This is a genomic window from Streptomyces hygroscopicus subsp. hygroscopicus (genome assembly GCF_030269125.1).
Classification (GTDB): domain Bacteria; phylum Actinomycetota; class Actinomycetes; order Streptomycetales; family Streptomycetaceae; genus Streptomyces; species Streptomyces hygroscopicus_C.
In genome coordinates, this window is sequence record NZ_BSSM01000002.1 from 233,216 (window position 1) to 249,954 (window position 16,739).

General features: G+C 73.8%; 11 protein-coding genes. 7 read left to right on the forward strand and 4 right to left on the reverse strand.

The features are described 5' to 3' along the window. Positions 1-73 precede the first annotated feature (73 nt). The 3 genes from QSK45_RS05525 to QSK45_RS05535 all read right to left on the reverse strand — a co-directional run bounded on the left by QSK45_RS05525 (position 74) and on the right by QSK45_RS05535 (position 7,313). Positions 74-1,537: a glutamate synthase subunit beta gene (locus QSK45_RS05525; RefSeq protein ID WP_285553793.1), complete on the reverse strand. Its 1,464-nt coding sequence runs from the start codon at positions 1,535-1,537 to the stop codon at positions 74-76. Continuing rightward, positions 1,530-6,041, reverse strand: coding sequence for a glutamate synthase large subunit (gene gltB / locus QSK45_RS05530; protein ID WP_285554631.1), 4,512 nt, complete (start codon positions 6,039-6,041; stop codon positions 1,530-1,532). The genes QSK45_RS05525 and gltB overlap by 8 nt, the downstream gene beginning before the upstream one ends. A gap of 540 nt (positions 6,042-6,581) precedes the next feature. Further along, a complete protein-coding gene (locus QSK45_RS05535; RefSeq protein ID WP_285553795.1) occupies positions 6,582-7,313 on the reverse strand; it encodes a VIT1/CCC1 transporter family protein in 732 nt (243 codons plus the stop codon). A 273-nt stretch (positions 7,314-7,586) separates the two neighbouring features. Here QSK45_RS05535 and QSK45_RS05540 point away from each other — a divergent pair, with 273 nt between their 5' ends. Genes QSK45_RS05540 through QSK45_RS05570 form a run of 7 tightly spaced genes read left to right on the forward strand, consistent with a single transcriptional unit; the run spans position 7,587 to position 15,670 of the window. Further along, positions 7,587-9,131 (forward strand): ADP-ribosylglycohydrolase family protein, encoded by a 1,545-nt coding sequence (locus tag QSK45_RS05540; RefSeq protein ID WP_285553797.1) that lies wholly within the window; start codon positions 7,587-7,589, stop codon positions 9,129-9,131. A gap of 20 nt (positions 9,132-9,151) precedes the next feature. Then, on the forward strand, positions 9,152-10,246 hold the full coding sequence (locus QSK45_RS05545; RefSeq protein ID WP_285554634.1) for an ADP-ribosylglycohydrolase family protein: 1,095 nt from the start codon (positions 9,152-9,154) through the stop codon (positions 10,244-10,246). A gap of 7 nt (positions 10,247-10,253) precedes the next feature. Continuing rightward, a complete protein-coding gene (locus tag QSK45_RS05550) occupies positions 10,254-11,432 on the forward strand; it encodes an ADP-ribosylglycohydrolase family protein (RefSeq protein ID WP_285553799.1) in 1,179 nt (392 codons plus the stop codon). Further along, positions 11,420-12,781, forward strand: coding sequence for an ADP-ribosylglycohydrolase family protein (locus QSK45_RS05555; RefSeq protein ID WP_285553801.1), 1,362 nt, complete (start codon positions 11,420-11,422; stop codon positions 12,779-12,781). The genes QSK45_RS05550 and QSK45_RS05555 overlap by 13 nt, the downstream gene beginning before the upstream one ends. Next, entirely contained in the window at positions 12,778-13,674 is an 897-nt protein-coding gene (gene rbsK / locus QSK45_RS05560; protein ID WP_285553802.1) for a ribokinase, read from the forward strand. The genes QSK45_RS05555 and rbsK overlap by 4 nt, the downstream gene beginning before the upstream one ends. Further along, complete coding sequence (locus QSK45_RS05565) at positions 13,671-14,867, forward strand: CaiB/BaiF CoA transferase family protein (RefSeq protein WP_285553804.1); 1,197 nt, start codon at positions 13,671-13,673, stop codon at positions 14,865-14,867. The genes rbsK and QSK45_RS05565 overlap by 4 nt, the downstream gene beginning before the upstream one ends. Beyond that, entirely contained in the window at positions 14,864-15,670 is an 807-nt protein-coding gene (locus tag QSK45_RS05570; protein ID WP_285553807.1) for an HpcH/HpaI aldolase/citrate lyase family protein, read from the forward strand. Before QSK45_RS05565 ends, QSK45_RS05570 begins: the two co-directional genes overlap by 4 nt. 97 nt (positions 15,671-15,767) lie before the next feature. On the opposite strand, the gene lgt is transcribed toward QSK45_RS05570, so the two are convergent. Further along, the gene (lgt, locus tag QSK45_RS05575; RefSeq protein WP_285553809.1) at positions 15,768-16,724 is read right to left on the reverse strand and encodes a prolipoprotein diacylglyceryl transferase; all 957 of its coding nucleotides are present in this window, start codon (positions 16,722-16,724) and stop codon (positions 15,768-15,770) included. Positions 16,725-16,739 lie beyond the last annotated feature (15 nt).

Here is a 16,739-nt window from a genome sequence, read left to right on the forward strand (position 1 = left end):
TCCGGTCGGGGACAGGTGGGCAGGCGCCGTCGGTGTTCCTGCACGCCTTTGTGCGGGACTCTCGTGGGTGCCGTCAGACCGCGAGCGCGCGGTCGGTCGGGCGGATCGGGGCCGGCAGGTCGCTGGCCCCGGTCAGGTAGCGGTCGACGCCGCGGGCGGCCGAGCGGCCCTCCGCGATCGCCCAGACGATCAGGGACTGGCCGCGGCCGGCGTCACCGGCGACGAACACCCCCGGCACGTTGGTCTGGAAGTCGGCGTCGCGGGCGATGTTACCCCGCTCGTCCAGGTCCAGACCGAACTGCTCCACCAGGCCGTTCTCCCGGTCGGTGCCGGTGAAGCCCATCGCCAGGGTGACCAGCTGCGCCGGGATGCGGCGCTCGGTACCCGGCTTCTGGGTCAGCTTGCCGTCCACGAACTCCACCTCGGCCAGGTGCAGCCACTGCACGTTGCCGTCCTCGTCGCCCTCGAAGCGGGTGGTGGAGGCGGAGTAGATCCGCTCGCCGCCCTCCTCGTGGGCCGAGGTGACCTTGTAGAGGATGGGGAAGGTCGGCCAGGGCTGGCCGGTCGGGTTCCGCTCCGCGTTCGGGCGGGGCATGATCTCCAGCTGGGTGACCGAGGCCGCGCCCTGCCGGTGGGCGGTGCCCACGCAGTCGGCGCCGGTGTCACCGCCGCCGATCACGACGACGTGCTTGCCCTCCGCCGAGACGGGCGAGACCACGTAGTCGCCCTCCTGGACCTTGTTGGCCAGGGGCAGGTACTCCATCGCCTGGTAGATGCCCTTCAGCTCCCGCCCGGGGACGGGGAGGTCACGGGCGGTGGTGGAGCCCGCGGCGATCACGACCGCGTCGTAGCGCTTCTTCAGGTCGCGCGCGTTCAGGTCGCGGCCGACCTCGACGCCGGTGCGGAAGCGGGTGCCCTCCGCGCGCATCTGCTCGATACGGCGGTTGATGTGCCGCTTCTCCATCTTGAACTCGGGGATGCCGTAACGGAGGAGGCCCCCGATGCGGTCCGCGCGCTCGTAGACGGCGACCGTGTGGCCGGCGCGGGTCAGCTGCTGGGCGGCGGCGAGGCCGGAGGGGCCCGAGCCGATGACCGCGACCGTCTTGCCGGACAGGCGCTCGGGGATGCGCGGGGCGACGTGCCCGCTGTCCCACGCCTTGTCGATGATGGAGACCTCGACGTTCTTGATGGTGACCGGCTGCTGGTTGATGCCGAGCACGCACGCCGACTCGCAGGGCGCCGGGCACAGCCGCCCGGTGAACTCCGGGAAGTTGTTGGTGGCGTGCAGCCGCTCGTAGGCGGCGGCCCAGTCGTCCCGGTAGGCGTAGTCGTTCCACTCGGGGATCAGGTTCCCGAGCGGGCAGCCGTTGTGGCAGAACGGGATGCCGCAGTCCATGCACCGGCTGGCCTGCTTGCCGATGATCGGCAGCAGGGAGCCGGGGACGTAGACCTCGTTCCAGTCCTTGACACGCTCACCGACGGGACGGGTCCTGGCGACCTCGCGGCCGTGGTTGAGGAAGCCCTTCGGATCAGCCATTGGTCGCCGCCTCCATCATCTTCTCGGTGATCTCGGTCTCGGAGAGACCGGCTCGCTCGGCGGCGTCCTTGGCGGCGAGCACTGCCTGGTACGTGCTGGGGATGATCTTGCTGAACCGGGCCGCGGCCGCGTCCCAGTCGGCGAGCAGCTTCTCGGCGACGGTCGAGCCGGTCTCCTCGGCGTGCCGGCGCACCACGTCGTGCAGCCACGCCTTGTCCGACTCGGCCAGCTCCTGGACCGCGTCCGCGTTGCCCGCGTTGACGTCGTCGCGGTCGAGGTCGATGACGTAGGCGACGCCGCCGGACATACCCGCCGCGAAGTTGCGGCCGGTCGGGCCGAGGACGACCGCGTGACCACCGGTCATGTACTCGCAGCCGTGGTCGCCCACGCCCTCGGAGACGACCAGCGCGCCGGAGTTGCGCACGCAGAACCGCTCACCGGTACGACCGCGCAGGAACAGCTCGCCGCCGGTGGCGCCGTAGCCGATGGTGTTGCCCGCGATCGTCGAGTACTCGGCGAGGTGGTCGGCGGCGCGGTCCGGGCGGACGATGACGCGGCCGCCCGAAAGGCCCTTGCCCACGTAGTCGTTGGCGTCGCCCTCCAGGCGCAGCGTGACGCCGCGCGGCAGGAAGGCGCCGAAGGACTGGCCCGCGGAACCGGTGAAGGTGATGTCGATGGTGTCCTCGGGCAGGCCCGCGCCACCGAACTTCTTGGTCACCTCGTGGCCGAGCATGGTGCCGACCGTGCGGTTGATGTTGCGGATGGCGACCTGGGCGCGCACCGGCTGGGCCTCGGTCGCGTCGTTCGCGGCCAGGGCGTCGGCGGCGAGCTTGATCAGCTCGTTGTCCAGGGCCTTCTGCAGTCCGTGGTCCTGGGCGACCACCTGGTGGCGGACGGCGCCCTCGGGCAGGTCCGGCACGTGGAACAGCGGCTCCAGGTTCAGGCCCTGCGCCTTCCAGTGGTCGACGGCGCGCCGCACGTCCAGCACCTCGGCGTGGCCGACGGCCTCCTCGATGGAGCGGAAGCCCAGCTCGGCCAGCAGTTCGCGGACCTCCTCGGCGATGAACCGGAAGAAGTTCACGATGTGCTCGGCCTTGCCGGCGAAGCGCTCGCGCAGCACCGGGTTCTGGGTGGCGATGCCGACCGGGCAGGTGTCCAGGTGGCACACGCGCATCATGACGCAGCCGGAGACGACGAGCGGGGCGGTCGCGAAACCGAACTCCTCGGCGCCGAGCAGCGCGGCGATGACCACGTCGCGGCCGGTCTTGAGCTGACCGTCGGTCTGCACGACGATCCGGTCGCGCAGGCCGTTGAGCAGCAGCGTCTGCTGGGTCTCGGCCAGGCCGAGCTCCCAGGGGCCGCCCGCGTGCTTCAGCGAGGTCAGCGGGGAGGCACCGGTGCCGCCGTCGTGACCGGAGATCAGCACGACGTCCGCGTGCGCCTTGGACACACCGGCCGCGACCGTGCCGACGCCGACCTCGGAGACCAGCTTGACGTGGATCCGCGCCCGGGGGTTGGCGTTCTTGAGGTCGTGGATCAGCTGGGCCAGGTCCTCGATGGAGTAGATGTCGTGGTGCGGCGGCGGGGAGATGAGCCCCACGCCCGGCGTCGAGTGACGCGTCTTGGCGACCCACGGGTAGACCTTGTGGCCGGGCAGCTGGCCGCCCTCGCCGGGCTTGGCGCCCTGGGCCATCTTGATCTGGATGTCGTCCGCGTTGACCAGGTACTCGGAGGTGACGCCGAAGCGGCCGGAGGCGACCTGCTTGATCGCGCTGCGCCGCGCCGGGTCGTACAGGCGCTCCGGGTCCTCGCCGCCCTCACCGGTGTTGGACTTGCCGCCCAGCTGGTTCATGGCGATGGCGAGGGTCTCGTGCGCCTCCTTGGAGATGGAGCCGTACGACATGGCACCGGTCGAGAACCGCTTGACGATCTCGCTGACCGGCTCGACCTCCTCCACCGGGATCGGCGCCCGGTCGGAGGTGAAGCCGAACAGACCGCGGAGCGTCATCAGGCGCTCGGACTGCTCGTTCACGCGCGAGGTGTACTTCTTGAAGATGTCGAAGCGGCCGGTGCGCGTGGAGTGCTGGAGGCGGAAGACCGTCTCCGGGTCGAACAGGTGCGGCTCGCCCTCGCGGCGCCACTGGTACTCGCCGCCGATGTCGAGGGTGCGGTGCGCCGGGGCGATGCCGGAGGCCGGGTAGGCCTTGGCGTGGCGGGCGGCGACCTCGCCGGCGATGACGTCGATGCCGACGCCGCCGATCTTGGTGGCGGTGCCGTTGAAGTACTTCTCCACGAAGGCCTCGTCCAGGCCGACGGCCTCGAAGACCTGGGCGCCGCGGTAGGAGGCGACGGTGGAGATGCCCATCTTGGACATGACCTTCAGGACGCCCTTGCCGAGGGCGTAGATCAGGTTCTTGATGGCCTTCTCGGGCTCGACGCCCTGGAGGAAGGTGCCCGCGCGCAGCAGGTCCTCCACCGACTCCATCGCCAGGTACGGGTTGACGGCGGCGGCGCCGAAGCCGATCAGCAGGGCGACGTGGTGGACCTCGCGGACGTCGCCGGCCTCGACCAGCAGGCCCACGTGGGTGCGCTGCTTGGTGCGGATGAGGTGATGGTGGACGGCCGCGGTGAGCAGCAGCGAGGGGATCGGCGCGTGCTCGGCGTCGGAGTGCCGGTCCGAGAGGACGATCAGCCGGGCGCCGTTCTCGATGGCCGCGTCGGCCTCGGCGCAGATCTCCTCGATGCGGGCGGCCAGCGCCTCGCCGCCGCCGCTCACCCGGAACAGGCCGGAGAGGGTCGCGGCCTTGAAGCCGGGCATGTCGCCGTCGGCGTTGATGTGGATGAGCTTGGCCAGCTCGTCGTTGTCGATCACCGGGAAGGGCAGCGTGACGGACCGGCAGGAGGCGGCGGTCGGGTCGAGCAGGTTGCCCTGGGGGCCGAGCGCGCTGCGCAGGGAGGTGACCAGCTCCTCGCGGATGGCGTCCAGCGGCGGGTTGGTGACCTGGGCGAACAGCTGGGTGAAGTAGTCGAAGAGCAGCCGGGGGCGCTCGGACAGGGCCGCGATCGGCGAGTCCGTGCCCATGGAGCCGATCGGCTCGGCGCCGGTGCGGGCCATCGGGGCGAGGATGACGCGCAGCTCCTCCTCGGTGTACCCGAAGGTCTGCTGGCGGCGGGTGACCGAGGCGTGGGTGTGCACGATGTGCTCGCGCTCGGGCAGGTCGCCCAGCTCGATCTCGCCGGCCTCCAGCCACTCGGCGTACGGCTGCGCGCCGGCGAGGGCGGCCTTGATCTCGTCGTCCTCGATGATGCGGTGCTCGGCGGTGTCCACGAGGAACATCCGGCCGGGCTGGAGGCGGCCCTTGCGGACGACGCGGGCGGGGTCGATGTCGAGGACGCCGACCTCGGAGCCGAGGACGACGAGGCCCTCGTCGGTGACCCAGTAGCGGCCGGGGCGCAGGCCGTTGCGGTCGAGCACGGCGCCGACCTGGGTGCCGTCGGTGAAGGTGACGCAGGCGGGGCCGTCCCAGGGCTCCATCATCGTGGAGTGGTAGCCGTAGAAGGCGCGCCGGGCCGGGTCCATGGAGGCGTGGTTCTCCCATGCCTCCGGGATCATCATCAGCACGGCGTGCGGCAGCGAACGGCCGCCGAGGTGCAGCAGCTCCAGGACCTCGTCGAAGGAGGCGGAGTCGGAGGCGTCGGGGGTGCAGACCGGGAAGATGCGGTCCAGCTTCTCCGCGGGGCCGAACAGGTCGGAGGCCAGCCGGGACTCGCGGGCGCGCATCCAGTTGCGGTTGCCCTGGACGGTGTTGATCTCACCGTTGTGGGCGACGAAACGGTAGGGGTGCGCGAGCGGCCACGACGGGAAGGTGTTCGTGGAGAACCGGGAGTGCACGAGCGCGATCGCGGAGGCGAAGCGGCGGTCGGACAGGTCCGGGAAGAAGGGCTCCAGCTGGCCGGTGGTCAGCATGCCCTTGTAGACGATGGTGCGCGCGGACAGCGACGGGAAGTAGACGCCCGCCTCGCGCTCGGCGCGCTTGCGCAGCACGAACGCCTTGCGGTCGAGGGCGATGCCCTCGCTGGCTCCGTCGGTCACGAAGACCTGCCGGAAGACCGGCATGGTGGAGCGGGCGGTGGCGCCCAGCAGCTCGGGGGCGACCGGCACCTCGCGCCAGCCGAGGACGGTCAGGCCCTCCTCGTCGGCGATCGTCTCGATCGCCGAGACGGCGTCCTCGGTGCCCTCCTCCGGCAGGAAGGCGATGCCCACGGCGTACGAGCCGGCTGCGGGCAGTTCGAATCCGGCCACCTCGCGGAGGAAGGCGTCCGGGACCTGCGACAGCAGGCCCGCGCCGTCGCCCGAGTCCGGCTCGGAGCCGGTGGCGCCGCGGTGCTCCAGATTGCGCAGCACGGTGAGGGCCTGCTCGACCAGGGCGTGGGAGGCCTCGCCGGTGAGGTTGGCGACGAAACCGACGCCGCAGGCGTCGTGTTCGTTGCGGGGGTCGTACATACCCTGCGCAGCAGGGCGAGCATCCATGAACGACCAGTTCTGGCCGTTCTCGGAATGCTGGGACGGCTGGCGCGGCGTACGCATCGGCTCTCCCGTCGTCGTCATGTGGCATGTGGCGTGTGCCGAGGGACGACGTTGGCCCTCTGCGAAGAATGGCTAAATTTCGTGCAGGTTACATGATGACCCGGTTCTCGGGAAGCGGATAGTCCGTTTCATCATGCGGACACCACGGGGTCCGTGGCGGGGTGCCGGGGTACCGCGCGAAGCGGCCGGTGCCGCACGGAGCGGCGGCCGGGAGCGCCGCGCGCGGCGGCCGGCCGCCGCGGTGGCGGCGAACGCGTGGGGTGGCCGCTGCGACACCATCGGTCGGATCGGTGTCCATCGGTCCAGGGGAACAGGGGGGTCGTCGTCGGCCCACCCCGCGGGGGGTGCGGCAGGCGTCATTGCCCACAGCGCTTACGGCTCATGCCCCGCGGTCACGCATCCGAAACCAACGGGTAACGGCTACTTATTCGCCCTCGCGTATAAGTACCGGCCGCGTCATCCTACGGCCGTTCCGAACAAGGCGCCCAGGGCGTACGTCACACCGGCGGCGGCACCGCCCAGCGCGAGCTGTCGCAGGCCGCTGAACCACCAGGTGCGGGCCGTCACCTTGGCGACGACGGCGCCACAGCCGAAGAGGCCGATCAGCGCGAGCAGCAGGGCCGGCCACAGGACGGTCGCGCCGAGCAGGTACGGCAGCACGGGCAGCAGCGCGCCGAGGGCGAAGGCGCCGAAGGAGGAGACGGCCGCGACCAGCGGGGACGGCAGTTCGCCGGGATCGATGCCCAGCTCCTCGCGGGCGTGTATCTCCAGGGCCTGCTCGGGGTCCTTGGACAGCTGCCGGGCGACCTCGCGGGCCAGTTCGGGACTCACGCCCCGGGCCACGTAGAGTGCCGCGAGCTCGTCCTCCTCGTCCTGCGGGTGCTTGCGCAGTTCACGGCGCTCGACGTCCAGCTCCGCCTCGACCAGGTCCCGCTGGGAGGCCACGGAGGTGTACTCGCCGGCCGCCATGGAGAAGGCGCCGGCGGCGAGCCCCGCGAGTCCGGTGATGACGATGGTCTGGGGGCTGACGGAGCCGCCGGCCACGCCGGTCATCAGGGCGAGGTTGGAGACCAGGCCGTCCATCGCGCCGAAGACGGCGGGACGCAGCCAGCCGCCGTTGACATCGCGGTGCGTGTGGTTGTCGCGGTGCGCTTCGTGCAGCGCGGCCTCGGTATCGATGAGGGCCATGAACTTCCCCGATTAAGCTTAGCCAAAGCTAACTTTGGACGAGATCTACTTTTCGACACCACAGAACGTACGCCCTCCCAGTCCTCGCCGCCAGCAAGGGAAGGCTGGGCTAACCTGCGGTTTTACCGATTTCGCGGTCGCCCGCACCACTCACCCGCTCGGGTTGCCGAGCGGGTGACAGGGGCGCTTCCGAGGCAGGTACGGCGACCCGTCGTGGGACACATCCGCAAAGGGTCCGCGGGCCCAGGTGGGCCCCGCCGAAGGAGGCCGCCCATGGCATCGACCGCCTGCACTCCCCCGCTCCCGGCGGCCGGGGGACCGCTCCAGGGGCCCGAGGGCCTCGCCGGTCCGCACGCACGGGCCCGGGGCGCCCTGCTCGGCCTGGCCGTCGGCGACGCGCTGGGCGCCCCCGCGGAGAACCTGAAGCCCTCCGAGATCCGGGCCCGCTGGGGCCGCATCACGGGCTACGTCACGGACCGGCCGCAGGGCACGGACGACACCGAGTACGCGCTCTTCTCCGGCCTGCTGCTCGCCCGGCACGGCTCGGCGCTCACCCCGGCGCACGCGGAGGCCGCCTGGCACGAGTGGATCGCCGACCGGGCCGAGGGCACGTTCCGCGGCGCGGGCTTCAGCGAGCGCGGCACGCTGGAGAACCTGCGCCGGGGCCTGGCCGCGCCGATCTCGGCCCAGCACCGGCACGCCTGGAGCGACGGCCTCGCGATGCGCGCGGCCCCCTTCGGCGTCTTCGCCGCCGGACGCCCTGGGGAGGCGGCCCGCCTGGTCGCGATCGACGGCTCCGTCAGCCACGAGGGCGAGGGCATCTACGGCGGCCAGGCGGTCGCGGCGGGCGTGGCCGCGGCGATGGCGGGCGCCCCGGTCCCGGTGGTGATCGCCGCCGCCCTCGCGGTGATCCCCGACGACTCCTGGACCGCCCGCTCCCTGCGCCGTGCCGTGGCCGTCGCCCACCGCGGCGAACGCGCCGTCCGCTCGGCCGTCGTCATCGGCGGCTACCCCTGGACCGACCTCGCCCCGGAGGCCGTCGCCCTCGCCTTCGGCGCGTACGCGACCGCCGACGGCGACTTCCGGGAAGCGGTCCTCACGGCCGTCAACATGGGCCGCGACGCCGACACGACGGCTGCGGTCGCGGGCGCGCTCTCGGGAGCGACCCAGGGTGCCCAGGCGATCCCTGCCGACTGGGCGAACGCCATCGGCCCGGCGCGGGGGAGGTGCCTGCCGTCGATGGCCGGGCGGCACGTGCTGGAGGTGGCGGAGCTGCTGGTGGCGGGGGCCGGTGCCGAACGCCGGGCGCGGGACGGGCGGGGGACGGAGCGCGCGCGGGAGGCAGCGCGCGAGCGGGAGGCGGAGGTGCTCCTGCCGTCCTCGCCGCGCGGGCCGGCCGCGCCGGAGGCCACCGGACCCGCGGCGGCCTTCCCGCCCCTCCGTCCGACCGGGTCCCCCGCGCTCGCCTCCGTACCCGCCTCCGCACCGCTCCGGCCGACCGAGCCCCCCGCCCTCGCCTCCACACCCCTCCCGCCGACCGAGCCCCCCGCCCTCGCCTCCGCACTTCTCCCCCCGGCCAAGTCCTCCGCACCCCCGACCGCACCCCTCCCGCCGACCGCCCCCTCCCCGTCACCCGCCCCCGCCTCGCGGTCCGCCGAGCCGCCCCCGTGCCTCCAGCCGTCCCCCCAGCCGGTGCAAGCGCCCCCGCCCTCCGTCCCACCCCTCGAACCGGTGGAGTCGGGTGGCGGGCGGACGACGGAGCGGGCGGACGACGGGCGAAGTCCCCTGGTCGGGGCGGACAGCGAGGCGCGGGCGTGAGGGCGGGCCGCGTGGAGGGGATGCTGCTCGGACTCGCCGCGGGGGACGCCGCCGGCTGGCCGGCCGCCCGGCACCGGGCCGCCCGCATGCCCGAGTGGACCCGCCGCCTCACCCGCGAGCTGGACACCTTCGCGGAACAGAACGCGACCACCACCCTCCCCGTGCCGATCGCCCTCAACCAACCCCCCGAGCCCCTGCGCCTGGGCCCCTCCGACGACGCCGAATGGGCGGCCTTCGCCGCGGAGGCGGTGCTGCGCGCCGGCACCGACGACGCCCTCGGCGACCTCAGCCGCGACCGCCGTACCCGCGCCGCCATCGACCTCACCTGGACCGCCGTCGCCTGCGAGGTCGCCGCCGCCGCGGACCGGGCGCCGGAGATCGAGTCGGCCGTACTGCCGCTGCGCGCCCGCATCTCCGTGCGGGCCGGTCTCGGCAACCTCGCCACCGGCCTGCGCCCACCCGCCACCGGCCACGACAACCCGCACTACTTCGACGACGCCGCCTGCGTCCGCGCCTGCGCCCTCGCCGTGGCCCACCCCGGGGACCCCGAACGCGCCGCAGACCTCGCCGAGTTCGACGCCCGCTACACCCAGGACGGCGACGGCGTGCACGGCGCACGGGCCATGGCGGCGGCCGTCTCGCTCGCCCTGACCGGCGCGGACACCGGCACCTGTGTCACCGCCGCCCTGGCCCAGCTCCCGGCCGACACGGAGATCGGCCGCAACGCCCGGCACGCGCTCGCCCTCGCCGAGGGCGGCGCCTGTGCCTTCGCCCTCGTCCCCCTCCTCGAACACCAGATCGTGGACCACGTCTACAGCTACGGCATCGCCGCCGCCGAGACCGTCCCCGTCGCCCTCGCGCTGACCACCGCCACCGGCGGGCGCCTCGCCGAGGCCGTACCCGCCGCCGCGTGTCTGTCCCGGGTCGCCGACTCCGCCCCCGCCCTCGCGGGCGCCCTCACCGGCGCGCTCGGCGGCGCCTCGGCGGTCCCGGAGCCCTGGCGGGAGGCCTGCCGCATCCTGCCCGGCTGCGCCCTGCCCCGCCTGACCGGAACCGACCTGGTGGAACTCGCCGGACTCCTGGAAGCCGCGCAACCGGCCCGCCCAGGAGGATGATTCGGGCATGACGCCCAAGCAACCCAAAGGCACCGGACAGCCCGATCTGGACGAACGGATCACCGGCGCCCTCGTCGGCGCGGCCGTCGGCGACGCCCTCGGCGGACCGGTCGAGGGGTACTCCCCCGACCAGATCGCCGAGCGCCACGGCGGCCCCGTGCACGGCTTCGTCGGCCCCTGGCACGGCGACGCCTGGCGTACCGCCCGTCCCCTCGCGCCGTACCACAAGGGCGACGGACACGTCACCGACGACACCTTGATGACGCACGCGCTGATCCGGGTCTACGACCGCGTCCGCGACCACCTCGACGCCTACGCGCTCGCCGAGCACCTGGTCCCGGACCTGATGACCAACCCCCGCTGGATCCCCGAGCTGGAGGCGGAGACGCTGCCGCTGCACCGCCTCTTCCTCGCCGAGAAGTGGCTGGTGGCCCGGCTCGCCTACGGGCACGCCGATCCCCGGGAGGCGGGCGTCGGCAACATCGTCAACTGCGGCGCCGCGATGTACATGGCCCCCGTCGGCCTGGTCAACGCCGCCCATCCGCGGGCCGCTTACGCCGAGGCGCTGGACATCGCCGGCGCCCACCAGTCCTCGTACGGCCGGGAGGCGGCCGGTGTCCTCGCCGCGGCCGTCGCCGCTGCCACCGCGCCGGACGCGACCCCGGACTCGGTGGTGACCGCGTGCCTGGCGCTGGCCAAGGACGGCACCCGGGAGGCGATCGAGAAGGTCTGCGAAGTGGCGTACGAGCACGACGACTTCGAGTCGGCGCTCGGTCCGCTGCGGACCGCGGTCGCGCCGTACGACACCGTCGGCCCGGATTACCGCGCCCCCTCGCTGGGCGCCCGCCGTCCCTCGCGGCTGCACTCCGTCGAGGAACTGCCCGTCGCGCTCGGGATGCTGGTGGTGTCCGGCGGCGACTACCGGCACGCGGTGCTCGGTTCGGTCAACTACGGCCGCGACTGCGACTCGATCGCCACCATGGCCGGTGCCCTCGCGGGCGCGCTCGGCTCGCCGGTGCCCGAGGAGTGGGCGAAGACGGTCGCGGAGGCCAGCCGCCTGGACCTGTGGCAGCCGGCCCGCACCCTCGCCCAGGTCGCCCGGGAGGTCTTCGCCCTCGACCGCGGCCGGCGCCGCGCCCATGAGGGTGCCTTCGCCGCCCTGGGAGGTGCGCCGTGCTCCGACTGACCTGGGTCCAGCCCGAGGACCTGCTCGGCCACGAACTGCGCCAGGCCCGCCTCGACGGCCGTGAGCCGTCCCGGATCGAGGAGCGCTGGCGCGCGGCGGGCGGTCCGGACGCCCCCGAGCGCGCGGGCGCCTCCCCGCATCGCGTCTCGCGCTACCTGCGGCTGCTCGCCGAGGACCTGCTCGACGAACTCGCCGACCTGCCCAGCCGGTTGGCCGACGACGAACCGACCGAACTGGCCGCGATCAAGGCCGCCTGTCCCGACTGGCCCACCCCGCGGCCGTCCGGAACGCCGGGGCCGCCCGCCTTCGAGGCGTCCTGGCTGGGCCGGGCCATCGGCTGCCTGCTGGGCAAACCGGTCGAGAAGCTGCCCCTGGACGCCGTCCGCGCCCTCGGCCGCGCGAGCGGGAACTGGCCGCTCACCGGCTACTTCACCGCCCGGGGCGTCCCCGCGGAACTGCTCGCCGCGCACCCCTGGAACCGCCGCTCGGCCGCCACCTCGCTCGCCGAGAACATCGACGGCATGCCCGAGGACGACGATCTCGACTACCCGCTGCTCAACCTGCTGCTGCTCCAGCGGCACGGGAAGGGCTTCACCACGACGGACGTCGCCCGGCTGTGGCTGGAGGAGCTGCCGCCCGGCCGCACGTTCACCGCCGAACGCCTCGCCTACCGCAACCTCCTCACCGGTGTGGAACCCCCGCACACCGCACGCCACCGCAACCCGTTCCGCGAGTGGATCGGCGCCCTGATCCGTGCCGACGTGCACGGCTGGACCAACCCGGGCGACCCGGCCGCGGCGGCCGAACAGGCATACCGGGACGCGGTGTTGACCCATACGGCCAACGGCGTCTACGCGGCCATGTTCACCGCCGCCACCCTCGCCGCGGCCGCCACCGGCGACCACGACGTCCACACCTGCCTGCGCGCGGGCCGGTCGGTCGTCCCGCACCGCTCCCGGCTGGCCCAGGCCCTCGACCACGCCGTTCGGCTGGCATCGGCGCACGAGGACTTCGACACCGTGGTGGACGAACTGCACGCCGTCTACGCCCACACCCACCACTGGGTGCACGCCCTCCCCAACACCGCCCTGCTGGCCGCCGCGCTCACCCACGCGGACGGCGACTTCACCGGCTCGATCCGGCGGGCGGTGGCGGGCGGTCTGGACACCGACTCGGTCGGCGCGACCGCGGGCAGCGTCGCCGGGCTGCTCGCGGGCTCCCCCGCCGCGCTTCCCGAGCACTGGCGGGCCCCGCTGAAGAACCGGCTCGCCACCACCGTCGCCGACCTCGACGGCACCGGCTTCGACACCCTCGCCCACCTCACCCACCTGGAGGCGAACCGCACATGACCCACATCGCCGTCCTCGGCAGCACGAACATGGACCTCGTCGCCTTCGTCGCCAAGGCCCCGCAGCGCGGCGAGACGGTGACCGGCCGGGAGTTCCGCACCGTCCCGGGTGGCAAGGGCGCCAACCAGGCGATCGCCGCCGCGCGGGCCGGCGCCACCGTCTCGATGATCGGCGCGGTGGGCAACGACGCGTTCGGGACGCGGCTGCGGGAGACCCTCGAACACTCCGGCGTGGACACCGACTTCCTGCGCACGGTCGAGGGCCCCTCCGGCACCGCGCACATCGTGGTGGACGACGAGGGCGGCAACTCCATCGTCGTCGTCCCGGGCGCCAACGGCACCGTCGACCATCTCTCGCCCGGCGACGAGGGGCTGATCGCCTCCGCCGACACCCTGCTGCTCCAGCTGGAGATCCCGCCGGCCGCGGTGGTCGCGGGCGCCGAGGCCGCCCGCCGGCACGGTGTCCGTACGGTCCTCACCCCCTCCCCCATCCAGCCGCTGCCGCCCGGACTCCTCGCCGCGACCGATCTGCTGGTGCCCAACCAGTACGAGGCGATCACCCTCACCGGCCGCACGGACCCGCGCGAGGCCGCCGCCGCGCTGCTGGAACTGGTACCGCGCGCGGTGGTCACGCTGGGCGCGACCGGCTGTCTGTACGTGGCCCGGGACGCCGCCGAGCCGCTGGTGGTGCCCGCGCCCCGGGTCGAGGCGGTGGACACCACGGGTGCGGGCGACACCTTCACCGGGGCGCTCGCGGTGGCCCTCGCCGAGGAGAAACCCGTACGGGAGGCCCTGTCCTGGGCCGCCGCAGCGGCCTCCCTCTCGGTCGAGCGGGCCGGGGCGTCGGCGTCGATGCCGTACCGCCCGGAGATCGACGCGCGGTTCACCTCGTGAGCGGGGGTACGGCGGCGCTGGACGGGCTGCGGGTGCTGGACCTGGCGACGCTCTTCGCCGGGCCCATGGCCGCGACGCTGCTCGGCGACTTCGGCGCCGAGGTGATCAAGGTGGAACACCCGGGGCGCCCCGATCCGTCCCGCGGGCACGGTCCGGCGAAGGACGGGGTCGGCCTGTGGTGGAAGGTGCTCGGCCGCAACAAGCGCACCATCACCCTGGACCTGTCCCGGCCGGGCGGCCGCGCCACCCTGCTGCGTCTCGCGGCCACCGCCGATGTCGTGATCGAGAACTTCCGGCCCGGCACGCTGGAGAGGTGGGACCTGGGCTGGGCGGAGCTGTCCGCGGCCAACCCGCGGCTGGTGCTCGCCCGGGTCACCGCGTTCGGACAGTTCGGGCCGTACGCGCACCGGCCCGGCTTCGGGACGCTCGCGGAGGCGATGAGCGGGTTCGCCGCGCTCACCGGGGAGCCGGAGGCGCCGCCGGTCCTGCCGCCGTTCGGGCTCGCCGACTCGGTCGCGGGCCTCGCCACGGCGTACGCCGTGCTCACGGCGCTGGCCGCGCGGGAGCGCACCGGCGCCGGCCAGGTCGTGGACATGGCGATCATCGAGCCGATCCTGTCCGTGCTGGGCCCGCACCCCACCTGGTACGACCAGCTCGGCTACGTCCAGGAACGCACCGGCAACCGGTCCGCGAACAACGCCCCGCGCAACACGTACCGCACCGCCGACGGCACCTGGGTGGCCGTCTCCACGTCCGCGCAGTCGGTGGCCGAGCGGGTGATGCGGCTGGTGGGGCGGCCGGAGCTGATCGAGGAGCCGTGGTTCGCCACGGGCGCGGAGCGGGCCGCGCACGCGGAGGTGCTGGACGAGGCGGTCGGCTCCTGGATCGCCGCCCGCACCCGTACGGAGGTGCTGGCGGCCTTCGAGAAGGCGGAGGCGGCGGTGGCGCCGGTGCAGGACGTGCGGGACGTGTTCGAGGACCCCCAGTACCAGGCACTCGACACGGTGACGACCGTGCCGGACCCCGAGCTGGGTCCCTTGCGGCTCCAGAACGTCCTCTTCCGCCTGTCCGCCACTCCCGGCGCGATCCGCTGGGCCGGGCGGCCGCACGGCGCGGACACCGACGCGGTCCTCGCCGAGCTGGGCCTCGCCCCGGCCGACATCGCCGCCCTGCGCGCGGAGGGCGCCCTGTGACCCCGCTGACGTGGCTGTACGTCCCCGGGGACCGGCCGCATGTGATCGCCAAGGCGCTGGTGGCGGGCGCGGACGTGGTGGTGATCGACCTGGAGGACGCGGTGGCGCCGGACCGCAAGGAGTACGCGCGCGCGGTCACGGCGGACCTCCTCGCGGAGCCGCGGCCGGTGCCGGTGCATGTGCGGGTGAACGCCCTGGGCACGCCGTGGGCGGCGGCGGACCTGGCGGCGCTGCGGGGGCTGCGGGGGCTGTCGGGCCTGCGGCTGCCGAAGGTGACGGGGCCCTCGGAGGTGCGCCACGTCGCGGCCGCCGTCCCCTTCCCGCTCTACGCGCTGCTGGAGACGGCGCTGGCCGTCGAGCACGCGTACGCCATCGCCGGCGCGCATCCGTCCCTGCGGGGCATCTCCCTGGGCGAGGCGGATCTCCGGGCGGACCTCGGGGTCCGGGCCGACTCGGGGCTCGACTGGCCGCGCTCCCGGGTGATCGTCGCGGCCCGCGCGGCCGGGCTGCCGCCGCCTCCGCAGACGGTCCACCCCGACATCCGCGACCTCGACGGCCTGGCCGCCTCCTGCGCCCACGGCCGGGCCCTCGGCTTCCTCGGCCGCGCCGCGATCCACCCGCGCCAGCTCCCGGTCATCGAGCGCGCCTACCTCCCCACCCCCGCGGAGCTGGAGCACGCCGAGACCGTCATCAAGGCGGCCACCACCGACCCCGGCGCCCAGGCGCTCCCCGACGGCCGCTTCATCGACGCGGCGGTGGTGGCCATGGCCCGCCGGACGCTCTCGCTGGCCCGGCGCGGATGAGGGCTCCGGCGGGGCTGACGCCGATCGGACCCCGCCGGACACGCGCGAAGGGCGCCCGGGGATCCCCGGGCGCCCTTCGCGTCGTACGAACCGCTCGTCAGCTCTTCTTCGTCGCCGACCCGGTCTCCTCGGCGGCCTCCTCGGAGGCCGTGTCCGGCTCGTCCGCGGGCTCCGGGGCGGACTCCCCGGGCTCGGCGTCCGGCTTCACGCCCGCTGCCGGGCCGCCGGGGGCGTCGGCGGCGAGGGGCTCGACGATCTCCTCGCGGCCGGGACGGAGGCGGGCCGAGACGATCATGTAGGTGACCGCCAGGAGGAAGACGATCAGGGCGGTCCAGTCGTTCAGGCGCAGGCCGAGGATGTGGTGGGCGTCGTCCACCCGCATGTACTCGATCCAGCCGCGGCCGAGGCAGTACGCGGCGACGTAGAGCGCGAACGCACGGCCGTGACCCAGTTTGAAGCGGCGGTCGGCCCACATGACCAGGAAGGCGACGCCGACGCACCACAGGGATTCGTAGAGGAAGGTCGGATGGTAGTAGCCCGGCACCCGGCCGCCCTCGGAGGAGGTGATGTGCAGGGCCCAGGGAACGTGGGTCTCCCTGCCGTACAGCTCCTGGTTGAACCAGTTGCCCCAGCGCCCCATGGCCTGCGCGAGGGCGATGCCGGGGGCGACCGCGTCGGCGTAGGCGGGCATGGGGATGCCCCGCCGCCGTGCCCCGATCCACGCGCCCAGCGCGCCCAGCGCGATCGCGCCCCAGATGCCCAGGCCGCCCTGCCACACCTTGAACGCGTCCACCCAGTCACGGCCGGGGCTGAAGTACAGCTCGTAGTCCGTGATCACGTGGTAGAGCCGGCCGCCGACCAGGCCGAACGGCACGGCCCACACCGCGATGTCGGCGACGGTGCCGGACTGGCCGCCGCGCGCGATCCAGCGCCGGTTGCCGAGCCAGACGGCGATGAAGACGCCGATGATGATGCAGAAGGCGTAACCGCGCAGCGGGATGGGGCCGAGATACAGCACCCCGCGGGACGGGCTGGGAATGTAGGCAAGTTCCATGGCAGGTCCGACGCT